The sequence below is a fragment of the Reinekea thalattae genome, assembly GCF_008041945.1.
Lineage (GTDB): Bacteria > Pseudomonadota > Gammaproteobacteria > Pseudomonadales > Natronospirillaceae > Reinekea > Reinekea thalattae.
Map to the genome: position 1 here is coordinate 1,612,230 of NZ_VKAD01000001.1, position 14,417 is coordinate 1,626,646.

Sequence of the window (14,417 nt, forward strand, 5' to 3'; positions counted from 1 at the left end):
CCGACTAAACAACTTGCTCTAACTAAAAATTAGCGGCAAGCTGAAAGCGAAAGCTTTCAAAACCCACGCACCACTCATCAAGGTTTATATGAGCAGCATTTTAGAGCCGACATCTGAACAGGGTTATCTAGAAACCACAGGGCCATCAACGCTTCATATCGAACAGGTTACTAAGCGTTTTTTAGCCATCAATAAGGCTCGACTAGACCGGCTATGCGACGGTTTCCAACCTAAACAACGCCAATGCTTTAACCTCATTCCGTTGCTGTTTCATTTGCATCACGAAGGTCTACCGGGTTACTCACCAAGAAAAACGCCGTTCAAGATTGCTAATTACCACCCGAGTGAAACGGCATTACGGCAGCTGCAATCTCAAATTCGTAACCGAACACCAAGGTTAAATTACAGCCACCGACCTCAACTAACCGCGCTTTATTTGATGGGCTCTAGTGGCAGCATTGGCCATTCAACCACATCCGACCTAGATATTTGGCTGTGCCACAACGACGACCTCAGCGATGAAGAAACCGCGGCGTTGACCGAGAAATCACTGCGCATTACCCATTGGGCAGCCGACTTCAACCTAGAAGTAAACTTCTTTTTAATGGACGCAAAGCGCTTTCATGGTGATGTAAAGCCGTCCATTACCGGCGAAAACTGCGGCACCACCCAAAACGTGTTACTGCTCGATGAGTTTTATCGCACCGCGCAACTGCTGGCAGGCAACATTCCAGCCTGGTGGTTAGTACCCAAACAACATGAAGCCAATTATCAAGACACCATTAACGAGTTTTTTCAGCAAGGCATTATTGAGCCGGGCGAATATAACGACTTTGGTAGCCTAGCCTCTTTACCGGCTGGTGAATTCGTCGGTGGCGCGATGTGGCAGGTGTACAAAGCCATTGAGTCGCCCTACAAATCGATTTTAAAGCTGATGCTACTAGAGATTTACGCAGCCGAGTTCCCAACTATCGAAAGCGTTGCTCATACCCTTAAAGAGGCGATTTACAGCGAACAGATCGATATTGAAGAAATCGACCCCTACATCATGCTTTATCAGCGTATCGAGCGGTATCTGTTAGCCCGCAATGAATTAGATCGTCTTGAGTTGGTGCGCCGCTGCCTTTACTTCAAAGTCGCCATTAAATTATCGCAAGAAACCAAAACTCAAACTTGGCGTCGCATCCGCTTCAAACAGCTGGTCGATACATGGCAATGGAGCACTGGTAAGCTCGCTTACCTAGACGACAAACGCGCTTGGGGCGTTGTCGATGTTTTAACAGAACGAAAACAGCTGGTGATCGAATTAACCCGAGGTTACCGTTCGCTCAAAGCCTTTACAGCAAAGCACAACGCCGACCATATTATGAGCCAAGAAGACTTGGCCGTTTTAAACCGTAAGCTACACACCGCATTTGATCGTCGCACCGGCAAGGTAGATTATCTTCAAATTGGTTCTGAAGCCGACCTAAGCCACGAAAATATTCAACTGCATGAACACCAAAGCCGGCACCAGCCTGGACACTACTATTGGGAAGTTTATAACCAACCGATCACCAATAAGCCGGCACCGCTCAAGCAAACCGATAGCTTACTTGAAGCATTACTCTGGTCGCATTTAAATGGTTTATTGGCAGCACACTTACAACTCCCTATTTACCCACTGCAAGAAGAGCTCAGCGATTTTGAACTCAGAGCTACACTGGCTTCTATCCGACAATTGATTCCCTACCCAAGGCCGCTATCGAAAGACCAACAAGACTTTGACAACGACGCTTACATTACCGACATTTCTGCCTTTATTAATTTTGGCCGCGACCCGTTGCAATACCTCTCGAATAAGGGGTTGAATAAAATATCGGCGCGCAGCGATAGTCTCGATTTTAGTTCGAAACGAGAAAACCTAGTGATCTGCATTGATCTGGTGTTAGTTAACAGCTGGGGGGAAGTGGTGGTCGAGCATTACACCGGCCAAGAAGCGCTCGCCAAAGCACTAAAATCGATAACCAGCCAGTTAAAAGAGCAGACCACGCAACATCTGCCAAGAATAGAAACCGTCTGCCATAACTATACGCGCCCGAAAATTATTGCCTCGCGAGTAAAGCAGCTATTCAACGATGCTCTCAATGCGCTCTACACAAAAAACGCACCAGAAAATGCCCGCTTTGTGTTTAATGTCAGTGGCCAATACCGTATTTTTCAGCCAGTCAACAACAGCATCAGCTCTATTGCCTTGCCGAGTTTAGAAAAATTATTGCGCGTGCTTGGGTTACAGCAAGAGCAATACAGCCCTGTGATGTTCAACCAACTCAATGACGGCGGCATTCAAATTGTAAAACACCTCTATAACGCCCACGCAGAAAATACCATCAGCCTCGCCATTGAAGCGTTTAAAAATTATTCACTGATCCATCTAATTGACGAACATGGCTCATTAATTCAATTTAAACAGCCCTATAACGACGCCAATGCCATTATTAAATTTGTACAGAACGTACAGAAACGCCAGCTGATGAGAGAGTTAGGCGATGGCAAAGCGCCACGAGTAATTCAATGCTTCCGTGCTCGCTACGAAAACGAACAGGCCAGTATTAGACAGTTAGATAACCAAGAAATGCAATCGAAAGAACCCATTGTCGAACTCAGAGTCGCTATCGATAAAAGCCGCAATAACGACTTAGAATATGAAATTATTTGCAACCAAAAGACCTTCAGTTCGCGTCAACTCGGGCAAGATCTTTTTAGCTCTTTAGGCTCTTATATTTTAGGCTTCATGCCGTCCGGTTTAACGGATTCAATCTATATTTCTGATTTAGTGATGACGCCATCTTTTATTGCCGAACTGCCTTTCGGTCATGATCAAACTAAGCATTATATCGAGCAAAAATTAAAGCTCGAACAGAAGATAAAAGACTACTTTTTCTAACTTTTTTATTGTTTAAAGATTCAAAAAAGACAGCAACTTAAAGCGGTTCTATATCATCTTGGTCGCTAGATTCATCATCGAGCGATGCTAGGCTGTCGTTTTCCAGACTGTCGTTTTCCAGACTGTCGTTTTCTAGACCGTCGCTTTCCGCATCAAAGCCATCAATATTTAAATCCAAACCATCGATATCTAAATCCAGGTTATCTATATCTAACTCCAAGCCTTCGGTCTGTTCTGTATCTAATTGCAAGCTGTCTAGATCGACCTCGACATGCGTTTCTGCTTCATTGGCTTGATCTGCCAGCTGCTGTGCAGTTTCTTTAGGTTCAGCGGATGGCTCAGGGTCGGCAACTTCACCTGTCAATTCTTGTTCACTGGCAGGTTCAACAAGCCGCTCAATAGCATTCAACAATGGGCCTTCTTTAAAAGGCTTATCCATGTAGTCGTCGACGCCGATATCGGCCGCACGATCTCGGTGCTGTTGATCGTCACGGAAAGTAATCATGATAATCGGCACATCTTTAAGGCGCTCATCTTGGCGAACCCAAGAAGCCGCGTCGAAACCGTCCATATAAGGCATTTCGATATCGAGCAAGATTAAATCTGGCACGTTATCGACCATCTGATTAATGGCATCGGCACCGTCTTTGGCCAGCATCACTTCCATGCCGTGACGACGCAAGAAACGCCCAAGCGCTTTTCGTACGGTCACGGAATCATCGCACACCATCACTCGAGCGCGAATCTGCCGGCTCGACACCAGCTCTTCAGGTTCAGGGAAAAGCCGCGAATGCGCTTCAATTGCCGAATCTAGTTGGATTAACGCTGCCAGCTCTAAAATAACAACCACCGAGCCATCACCTAAGATCGTCACGCCACTGACACCCGGCACCTGACTAAACTGGTTGCCTAAGGTTTTGACAACAATTTCGCGTGAGCCCAACAGTTGGTCGACCTGCAACGCCATCGAGTTTTCACCACCAGCGCCACGCACTAACACCAACGCTACGGAACTATCGAGCGATTCGATCTCCGGCCGTGCCGCGGTTTGCAGCAACGAGCCCATATACTCAACTCGATACGAGTGTTGTTCGTATTCAAATAGCGGCGCGTTTGGTTGATAGTATTCTGCCAACTGCGCTGGCGTCACACGTACAATCGCCTCGACAGTATTGTGTGGCAGTGCGTAGACTTCATCTTTGCACTTAATCATCAAGGCGCGACACATCGAAACATTGTACGGCAAGCGCACTTTATAGGTGGTGCCTAAGCCATGTTCGGAACTGATCGAAACAGAACCGCCTAGCTGTTTAATCTCGGCGTTCACGGCAATCATTGTTGCCGCCGTATCGCCCATGCCGACGATGCTCTGGTCGGTATTGAAGTCGGCATCTAAAACGAACTGCAATACTTCTTCTGCACTGAGATTATCGCTGTCTTGCATGAGGCCACATTCGATCGCCTTTTCACGAATACTGGCTTCATCCATACCTTGGCCGTCATCTTCGAGCGTTAACACGACATCCGACTGCTCACGCGATAGGCTTAAACGTAACTGGCCAACAGCTGGCTTGCCAACCTCTGCACGCTGCTCCGGTGCTTCGAGACCCTGTTCAATGGCGTTACATAACAGATGTTCAAGCGGCAAAATTGCATGTTCAAATACATTTCGGTCAACTTCGTATTCAGCATTATCGACCACCAGCTGAGCCGGTTTGCCAAAGGTCTCTGAGGCGTCAGAAACCACTCGCTGTAAATGCGGCACCAGCTGCGCAAATGGCACCATGCGCGCCTGCATTAGGCCGTCTTTTAACTCATTAGTTATACGGCCATGCTTAAATAGAATGTCTTCAACGGCTCGAGTGCGGTGCGCAAAGCTCGATTTAATATCATCAAAATCGTCCGAGGTTTCCGACATGAGGCTGGACAGCTGCTTGATCTGCGCGTAACGCGTCATTTCCATTGGCGCTAAACCATCGGCCTGTTTTTCACGGAAACGAATTTGAGCTTCGGTTTCAATATCGAGACGACGAACCTGATCTTTCAGCCGATTAATGGCTTGATCCATATCGTTAATGGAGCCTGCAAAACCTGCCACTTCTCGTTCTAGTTGAGCGCGCGAGGTCGAAGCCTCTTCCGACAGACTGGTTAATTCTTCAAGAAGCTCTTTGCTGACCCGCACAACATCGGGGGAATCTTCTAATGTTGGCACCGGTGGCGGAGCCTGACTCACCAGCTCGGTCGACGACGATGCTGGCTCTTCTTCCTCAGCAGCGTCAATTAACGTCAAGCCGTTATCGACTGGAATGGTTAATTCTGGCTCCGACTCTAAATAGTCCGACTCTTCGGGCTCGATGGCTTCTTCGGGCTCATCGGCTTCATCGGCTTCATCGGCTTCATCGGCTTCATCGGGCTCGATGGATTCTTCGGGATCGATGGACTCTTCGGACTCTTCGGACTCTTCGGACTCTTCTGACTCTTCTGACTCTTCTGACTCTTCTGACTCTTCTGACTCTTCTGACTCTTCTGACTCTTCTGACTCTTCAGCCAGTGTTTCTATTTGCTGGCGATAAGCAAACACCTGATTAGCGTATTCGGTAACATCGTTGGCATCTAATGCCCAATCTTCAGTGTGCTGATCGATCAGCGCAACTAAACGCCGCATCAACTCAACAAACTCTTTATCGACGATCGTTTCATGCTCTTGCATCACCGCCAATAGCTGCTCAACGGGTTTAAGCAATAGCACCAACGAATCCATTGCATTCACTTCGGCAGACTCAGCGATGGTTTTGATCGACCGTTGCAGCGCATCTGGAATTGGCGCATCTAACGGCTCATCATCTAAGTAGTTTTCGATATACTCAACATGATCAACCAGTTCTTCATTAAAGAGTTCGAGTAGACTCGGCGTTTCATCAACATAAACCTCGGTGTGAGCATTAACTTCTTGCTCTAAAAAGGCTTCGTCTAAACGTTCTAACAACTCTGGATCGTAATCGGCCAATTGCTGACGTAATTCGCCCAGCTGTTTATCACTTGGGCGCAGTTCTGTTAGTGAGTACTCAGTTCTAATATTTTCTATCCGCTCAATATCGCCCTGCTCGGTACCGGCAATAAAAAACAGAATGCGCTTTAGCACGCTTTCGTTAGGTGGCTGTTTAATGGCGTGTAACGGATCGCTTTTCATGTCGCGCAACAGATGGTCGACCGAACTCAATGCCTTAAACACTGGCACCGAACGTTGCAATTGCCCAGTCTGAATGGCGCTAACAAAGGCATCCACAACTTGCCAGAAAGGCCCAGCTGGCGTTTGTTCCGCCAACATCAAAATGCGGCTGATCGATTTAGCTAAAAAGTCTAAATTGGTCTGAACATCTTCACCCTTGATCCAGCCAAGTAACGCCATTTGATACATTTGGCGCAACTTAGCCAGCAATTCAACGGTATTAGGGCGATCCACTAGGCGATAATCTGGCTCTTCGATCAAACGGTATACGCTAGAAACATCCGGCGTAAATACCGATAGCTCACTTATCGAGTCGGCACCACGCGCCTGCCGCAACTCATTGAGCAGCGGTAAAATAGCCAGCGGTAAGTCCTGTTGAGCGGTTTGTAATTGTTGTAAATAGGTCGATAACTGCGACAGGGCGCGAGCCAGCAGTAATAAATTCTCTTTGTTGGCCAGTACATCTTCATCGGCCATGGTCTGGCTTAGCAGCGCCATTTCTTCGGCCAGATGGGTGGCGCTGTCAAACTCAATACCTTGCAATAAACGACAGATCTGCTGAATTGCAGACAGGCAAACGCCGAACAAATTCATATCGTCCGGTGATCCGGCATAGGAAACCAGGGCAGTTTGTGCCTGCCTTAGTGCATCCTCTACTTCGCCTTGAACCTGTTCAATGGCAACATAGTCTCGGCGGTCTGTCATGCCGAACTCCCTAGTGTCGTTATCGTCATGGGCTCTGTGCCCGCATTACTGTCTTGTTTAGCGATTAAAATCATTGACTGAGTCATGATTTAACCTCGCTCTTTGTATCATTCAGCTCAGATATCATCATTGTTTCCGCATTAGTCTGCGGGCTGTTTGATACCAATTTCAGGCGATCGATGGTTTGATGCAGCTTTTTTGATCGCCTTAATACTTTAACGGCCGATTCGGCTGTAGTCTTTGTACCAATCGACGTTTGCGTGGCAATTTCTTGAATTACGTCCATCGTTGTCGATACATGACCGGCTGAAGAGGCCTGCTGTACCGTTGCCTGAGCAATATTTTGTGTCAATTCAACCAGGCTCGCCGATACTCGCTCAATTTCATCAAAAATCGCGCCGGTATCTTTAACCAAATAGACCCCGCGCTCAGCAGCCTCTGTCGTTTGACTAATGGCATTAGCCGTTTCCTCTGTATCGTTCTGAATCGACTTTACTAGAGTGCCAATTTGCTTAGTGGTCTCAGACGAACGCTCCGCAAGCCGCTGTACCTGTTCGGCGATGGCCGAAAATCCACGCCCGGCGTTGCCAGCAACAGACGATTGAATAGAGGCATTTACTGCTAAAATATTGGTTTGCTCGGTTAATTCGTTCATATCGGTGACGATTTCACCAATCTTACTGATCGTCTGCACCAATCGTTTGGCGCGCATAGCGGAATCTTCAATTTGCGGTAACAGCTGGTCGATATCTGCAATCGCCTCCTGCACTGCACCAAAACCCTGAGTAATGGCATTCATCGATAACTTAGCCGCTGCCACCGTATCTTGTGCACTGTGCTGTAACTGCTCTGCCGAGAGCGCGTCGTGCTTCACTGCGGTTGCTACCGCGCCAATCTCTTCGGCCTGACGACGGCTAGCCTCAGCCAAATGCTGAGTCATTGTTTGTACTTCGGTGGCGGCAACGGTTGATTCGATAGCCGCCTCCTGAATGGCATTAATTCGATGTCGAATTTGATCAACGCAAACGTTTATCGCCTCGGCAATTGTGCCGGTAAAGCCGCCGGTTAGACTCATCTGTGCGGTTAAATCACCCTCGGCCAATACCGCTAATTCATCCAGCAATTGCAAAATATCGCTCTGATGCTGTTGATTGGTTTGCTCCGCATTGCGCAAGCTTCGATGAGCATAACGCTGCGTCAATACCACCATGATAAGCACCAGTACAATGGTCAGTGCCACCAATACAAAGGCCCACACAAAGCCAATATGCACACCATAGAGCGTCAGTGAACGCGCCTGCTCGGGCAGTGAAAAAACTTGCTCGTGCAACCTCATCGTTTGCTGTTTAAGGCGATTGAGCGCCTGCTCTGCGGTGATTAATCCTAATCGGTTATCGAGCAAGGATTGCAAACTGAGCTCTATTGAGTCATCAAGCTGATCAATCTCTAGCAGTGTATTCAGCGCTGGGCCGGGCGCTATTGGAGCAATATTGAGACGCGCATCGGTGGTCTGTAAGGCCTGAAAAACTTGCCGATAAAACGCCAAGCTCTGCTCTAGCTCGGTGACGATTTGTGTCACATCACCTCGAGTATCCGTCAGGTTATCCAGCAAACCCTGCATTTTATCGAGCAACCAAACTTGCCGCGCCACCATCAATGATCTTGGTGTCGGCGAGTCTGCGGCCAGCAATTCGACTAATTCTGTATACAGCTTTGCCAGCGGCTCACGGTTGCTCAGAACGGCGTTATCGGCATTCGCCAATAGCAGCAAGGCTGATTTATTTTCCAGTACCGGCCGCACCGCCTCGGTTGTCGCTAACCAAGTTTGATTCAGCAAGGCGCTATCGATGTCGATAAAATAATGATCCAATGCTGAAAGATAGCTTGGCATTGGGCTTTTTAGCAGCTGCACTCGATGACGCTCAAATTCAGCTTCGATCGTCACCAGCTCAGAAAAGGCATTGCTTTGACCACGCGCAGCCTGCATCGTTGTATGTTGCAACTGAGGTGCTAGCTGACGCAGTGCCGCAACGGCATCTCGTTGCGCACTGTCGTAACGCGATTGCACATAGGTAAAGAGCAGAACCAGACTGGTCAATACAAGCATCAACAACGCCGAAACGGTTAACCATGTCATTTGTCGACGGGCCTGCACGGCCATGCGTAATGCGCCAAACTGAGACGTCATGCCTGTGCTCCTAACATTAACCTAGCCATTGTTATTGTTTTCACTCGTTAATGATCTCGTTATAGACCGACACTTCTGTAAAGGCGGCATGATTCAATAGCCGCTCAGCATCGAATCGATGCCACAACATACCTTCAGATTTAACCTGACCGCTAACAAAGGCTTGCATCGCCACTGGCAGCTCAGACTGCGGCGAGGGCTCTTGCGCATCGGTGCAATCACGCATACCTTCGAACTTATCCACTACCAAACCGGTTAACTGAGTATTGTGTTCAATAATTAATAACCGGCGTTGATTCTCAATGGCTCGACTCTGGCGACAAAAGAACAACGAGAGGTCAAACAACGGCACCAAATGGCCTCGAATATTGGAAACGCCAAGCAGCCACGGCTGAACGTTAGGCAGGCGGGTGTAAACAGGCAGCTTGATCAATTCCACCACACCCTCGATCGACGCCGCCAAACGGCAGCCTGCTGCTTGGAAACGCAACGCTCGCCAATTCTCTTGCGCAGCTAAGTCGGTAGAATCTTCGCCATGCTCCGACGCTGTTTGATTTATTGTTGATGGCAACTCTGACATGTGGCTTGGCACCCGTTTGTCACTGAACTATCGGCTATAGGCTCGATCTAATGGGCACTTACTGCATTACAGCCTGCGCTGTAATAAACCCTGAGCGGTGTATTTATGCCGATCGATTTATCATTAAATTAGTATTAAGCCTTTGATTTTAAATCATTCTTCGATACAACTGTTAATTTATAACAAACTTATTTAATGAACCGCTGACAAACGAACAGAAATTGAGCCACTATCGGCTCTATTTAATGCTATTTGCAGTCATCAGTCGGCACTGAGTCGATAAAGTCGTTTTGACCGATGGCGGTTTCATTTACCATGTCACTTATTTTTCAGCTCATTAGGAATCACTATGGCCATTCAGCTTGCAATTATTATGGATCCCATTGAACAGGTTAACTATAAAAAGGACAGCTCACTGGCCATGCTTTGGGCCGCAGCCGAACGTGGCTGGCAATTGCATTACCTTACGCCATCGGACCTTTACCTAGAAAACGGCCAAGCCATGGGTTTGGCGCATCCGCTCAAGGTATTTAAAGACCCAGATCATTTTTACGAAAAAGGCGAAGCGGTAACCAAAGTGCTCGCCGATTTCGATGTCATCCTAATGCGTAAAGACCCACCGTTTGACAACGAATACATCTATGCAACCTACCTACTGGAAAACGCAGAGCGCCAAGGTACGCTTGTCGTGAACAAGCCGCAAAGCTTACGCGACTGCAATGAGAAGGTATTTGCGACCGAATTTGCCGAACTGACACCAGAGCACCTCATCAGCAAAAACAGTCAACTGCTGAAGGCGTTTCATGCCAAGCATGGCGATGTCATATTCAAGCCACTCGATGGCATGGGCGGCAGCGCCATCTTTCGTCTCAAAGCCGATGATCCAAATGTCAGCGTTATCATTGAAACGCTGACCAAAGATGGCAACGAACAGATTATGGCGCAGAAATATCTGCCTGAGATTAAAGATGGCGACAAACGTATTTTAGTGGTCGACGGCGAAGTCATGGACTATTGCTTAGCGCGCCTACCCGCCAAAGGTGAAACGCGCGGCAACCTAGCAGCCGGCGGCACGGGTCGCCCGCAACCATTGAGCGATTCTGATCGAGCACTCGCGGAGAAAATAGCCCCCGAGCTGGTTAAGCGCGGACTGATCTTTGTTGGGCTCGATGTTATTGGTAATTATCTCACCGAAATCAACGTCACCAGCCCAACCTGTATTCGCGAAATTGATAACGAATACGGCACCGACATCGCTGGGCGCTTGATGAACGCGATCGAAAAAAGACTGGCCTCTCGTTAGGCCAGCGAGCGTATCGTCAACCGACATGATGACAAACTGAGACAGCATCAATGAACCCAGCCGACTCAACTATCAGCGCGTTTGATCGCCTAAGTTTTACGATCTTTATTGCCTTGGCAGTCCATGCGCTGATTATCTTTGGCGTCAGCTTTACCAGCAGCCATTCGAGCAGTAAAAGCCCGACGCTCGATGTCACGCTGAGCTTACACGCTGAAAATAAAATCACTCAAGATGAGGCTGATTTTTTATCCGATAAAGACCAGCAAGGCAGCGGCACCCTAGACCAAAAGGCGCTGCTTAAATCGACCGAAGAAGCAGAAATCGAAGACAATAAAATTTTTCAAACATCGGATTTAGAACAACAGATTACCTTTGCCGAACTCAGCCAAAGGAACAGTCGTATTATCAGTACCGACAGCAGCGCACAAAACAGCACGCCGACGCCCTCTGAAGCGAGCGAAAGTAACAGCCAGCTAACACCTAACGCTAACCAAACACAGCTTAACAACATCACCGATGTTGCGACGCTAAAAGCTATGCTGGATAGCAGCCGACAAGAATACGCTAACCGACCAAGAGTAAGAACGCTGACTGCTTTGTCCGCAAAAAGGGCTGTCGATGCCGCCTATATTTTTCATTGGTTAGAAAAAGTTGAGCGTATCGGTAATCAAAACTACCCAATCGCTGCTCGACAAAATCGGCTCACTGGCGCGGTGCGTTTGTCGGTACAAATAAATGCCGATGGTACTTTGAAATCAGTCACCGTCTCTCAATCATCTGGCCATGCATTACTTGACCAGGCTGCGAAACAAATCGTTTATTTGGCAGCACCTTTTGAGCCGCTCACTGCCGAAATGTTGCAAGGCATGAACACACTAGAAATTATTCGTACTTGGCATTTCCGCGTCGACAATCGCTTTGAAGCTTCACGCAGCGACCTGCTTGAATAGGCTCACAAAACCATTTACAACCCATTCACTAAACGAGAACAAATAGAGAGACCTTTCGATGGAGCAAACTTGGTTAGGCTTTGACTGGGGACTGGGCTGGATTGGCGTTGCCAGTGGTCAAACTGCGACCTACACAGCATCCGAATTAAAACCACTACGTGCTCGCAATGGCATTCCCAACTGGGACGATATCGATGCGCTTGTTGCGCTGTGGAAGCCTGCTGGTTTTGTTGTCGGCATCCCTTACAACCTAGATGGTTCTGAATTCGACATGACGGTTCGAGCCAACAAATTCCGCAAACGTTTACACGGCCGCTACGGTTTACCGGCCGAAGGTATCGATGAACGCCTGTCGACCAAAGAGGCTCACCAGCATTTAGCTCAGCAAGGCACACAATCAACAATGTCGCTTAAAAAAGCGAAGCAAGCCAACCTAGATGGCATTGCTGCACAAATTATTTTGCAATCCTGGTTAGAACAACAGCGCAATAAAACCAACGCCGAATAATGTTACGCCTGCCCTGTGCCTGCTAATGTGATTTGATTACGACCTGCGTTTTTCGATTGATACAACGCTTGGTCGGCAACCTTCATCCATGCGCGGTGATCCGCCAGCTGATCGCTCCATCCGGCAACACCTAAACTGATGGTCAATTTAATTTCACCCTGAGCGGTATGGAAACTGGTTTGCTCTACTGTTTCACGTAGCCGCTCGGCAAATTGCATCGCACTTTGGGTATCCGAATCGCGCAATAACAAAGCAAACTCTTCACCGCCGTAACGGCCATAGTAATCGCTAGCACGAGAGTTTTCTTGCAGTAATTTAGCCACCGCACGCAGCACTTCATCGCCAGTTTGATGACCATAGTTGTCGTTGATTTCTTTAAAGTGGTCGATGTCGAGCATGACCAAACTCATGTCACGAACCTTACGTTGCTGGCGCATAAATTCTGCTTCCAACAGCTCTTCCCAATGGCCGCGATTTAATAACTGGGTTAGTCCGTCGGTACGACTGAGCTGAGCAAGCTGATCGTTAGCGCCTTTCAGTTCGATTTTACTAATGGCGGTATCAGAAACGTCGTAAACAATGATGGCTAGATTTTGCACTTCGCCAGCAGGACCAATGACGGGAATAAAGGTCGTGTTCTGATACATGAAGGGGGTCATGCCGGTAACTGGCCGAGTGTTTTTAAACTTAAACACATAAGGCCGTTGTTCCCAAGTGGTAAAGGCTCGATTGCGTAATTGAATAACGGTTTCCGCCTTGTGCTTAAACCACTGCTCAGATAGCTCAGAAAAAACATCGAATAGACTTCGGCCAATTGCATCAGCTGAATCAACACCGGAATTGTTTTCAATAAACCCGTTCCATGCGGTTATGTTGTAATCTAAATCAAGAACAACAATACCTATATCGACGGTTTGTAGTACTTCAATAAGCCAATGAAATTCACTCATGCCGCCTGGTGACTGGCTCATAATCACTCCAATAAATAAGAAGCTTTGTCGCGCAAAACTTTTAAACTGTCCTCTGTGAATAATAATAATAGATCACAATTGACCTTGCGGCCTTCTAATTTATAAGGAATTTCGATAGTGAGTAAGCGAGACCAATCAGTGCTGTTATTATTAAGCAACTCACCAATATTTAAATGCTGGCCAAGAAGATAAGGCTGGCCTTGAGAGAAGTTCACATCCAATTGTTCGGCCAAGCCTTTTAGGCAAGCGCCGATTAAAATATTAGAGATATCCATCAGCAGTTCTAACTGAATCTGCTCGGTAATATCGCCGGTGTACTGGGTCAGCTCTGCCATATCAGAAAAACTGGCATCGTTAAATATTAGCAGTGCTTCGCCTGCGATTTTAGCACCGGTAAAGCCTTGGCAAACAGCACTGACGGATTCGGCATCAGCAACTGCTGACAACGCCATACTTAATTCGGAACGCTCAAGTAGGTTAACGACAGGAATAGGCATCACAACGAAAGTGTTTAATAGCCGAGCGAGTAAGTCTGCAGCTCGACCAACAGCCACATTACTGATTTCTTGAAAGCAATCTCTTAAATCTTCATCCAGTATTTCGTTATCCAAAAAGCCACCCTTATTTTGTATAGAGGCCGAAATCCTTAAGTGTATTCTTCAGAGTTTCTGGGTCGACTGGCTTTTTTAAGAAAGCAAGCGCACCCAGTTGTTTAACTCTAGCTTCGGCTTCGGGTTGAATATCACCGGAAATCACAATAACAACCGCCGGTAAGTCACGCGATTTGATTGTTTCCAGTACTCCATAGCCGTCGACAATAGGCATCGTCAAATCAAGTAACACCACTTCACCCTGTCCGCGGTTAATATACTCAATTGCTTCTGCACCGTTTTCAGCCAAGGTGATATCTACATCCCAATCAGCTGGCAACGCCTTAACGACCTGCCGTCGGGCAAGCCTAGAATCATCTACGACCAGTAGCGGTAAAGACATATGTACTCCACTTCATCATTACATTTAAATAAAGACAAATTCGCGTTAATTATCAACTTGATAG

General features: G+C 47.5%; 10 protein-coding genes. 4 read left to right on the top strand and 6 right to left on the bottom strand.

The genetic code is table 11. The features are described from left to right. Positions 1–88 precede the first annotated feature (88 nt). On the top strand, positions 89–2,926 hold the full coding sequence (locus tag FME95_RS07350; protein WP_147713740.1) for a class I adenylate cyclase: 2,838 nt from the start codon (positions 89–91) through the stop codon (positions 2,924–2,926). Between the two features lie 37 nt (positions 2,927–2,963). Here the strand turns inward: FME95_RS07350 and FME95_RS07355 are convergent, their stop codons facing one another. The 3 genes from FME95_RS07355 to FME95_RS07365 all read right to left on the bottom strand — a co-directional run bounded on the left by FME95_RS07355 (position 2,964) and on the right by FME95_RS07365 (position 9,628). After that, positions 2,964–6,860, bottom strand: a complete 3,897-nt coding sequence (locus tag FME95_RS07355) for a FimL-related protein (RefSeq protein ID WP_147713741.1) — start codon at positions 6,858–6,860, stop codon at positions 2,964–2,966. An 82-nt stretch (positions 6,861–6,942) separates the two neighbouring features. Then, positions 6,943–9,048 (bottom strand): methyl-accepting chemotaxis protein, encoded by a 2,106-nt coding sequence (locus FME95_RS07360; RefSeq protein WP_147713742.1) that lies wholly within the window; start codon positions 9,046–9,048, stop codon positions 6,943–6,945. 40 nt (positions 9,049–9,088) lie between these two features. Continuing rightward, on the bottom strand, positions 9,089–9,628 hold the full coding sequence (locus FME95_RS07365) for a chemotaxis protein CheW (RefSeq protein WP_147713743.1): 540 nt from the start codon (positions 9,626–9,628) through the stop codon (positions 9,089–9,091). A gap of 349 nt (positions 9,629–9,977) precedes the next feature. On the opposite strand from FME95_RS07365, the gene gshB reads away from it, so the two are divergent. Genes gshB through ruvX form a run of 3 tightly spaced genes read left to right on the top strand, consistent with a single transcriptional unit; the run spans position 9,978 to position 12,389 of the window. Beyond that, positions 9,978–10,931: a glutathione synthase gene (gene gshB, locus FME95_RS07370; protein WP_147713744.1), complete on the top strand. Its 954-nt coding sequence runs from the start codon at positions 9,978–9,980 to the stop codon at positions 10,929–10,931. Positions 10,932–10,981: 50 nt separating this feature from the next. Then, positions 10,982–11,881: an energy transducer TonB gene (locus FME95_RS07375; protein ID WP_147713745.1), complete on the top strand. Its 900-nt coding sequence runs from the start codon at positions 10,982–10,984 to the stop codon at positions 11,879–11,881. Positions 11,882–11,939: 58 nt separating this feature from the next. Further along, the gene (gene ruvX, locus FME95_RS07380; RefSeq protein ID WP_147713746.1) at positions 11,940–12,389 is read left to right on the top strand and encodes a Holliday junction resolvase RuvX; all 450 of its coding nucleotides are present in this window, start codon (positions 11,940–11,942) and stop codon (positions 12,387–12,389) included. Between the two features lie 2 nt (positions 12,390–12,391). Here the strand turns inward: ruvX and FME95_RS07385 are convergent, their stop codons facing one another. Genes FME95_RS07385 through FME95_RS07395 form a run of 3 tightly spaced genes read right to left on the bottom strand, consistent with a single transcriptional unit; the run spans position 12,392 to position 14,353 of the window. After that, positions 12,392–13,360, bottom strand: a complete 969-nt coding sequence (locus FME95_RS07385; RefSeq protein ID WP_147713747.1) for a GGDEF domain-containing protein — start codon at positions 13,358–13,360, stop codon at positions 12,392–12,394. A 2-nt stretch (positions 13,361–13,362) separates the two neighbouring features. Next, complete coding sequence (locus FME95_RS07390) at positions 13,363–13,971, bottom strand: histidine kinase (protein WP_147713748.1); 609 nt, start codon at positions 13,969–13,971, stop codon at positions 13,363–13,365. 10 nt (positions 13,972–13,981) lie between these two features. Beyond that, entirely contained in the window at positions 13,982–14,353 is a 372-nt protein-coding gene (locus FME95_RS07395; RefSeq protein WP_147713749.1) for a response regulator, read from the bottom strand. Positions 14,354–14,417: the final 64 nt, after the last annotated feature.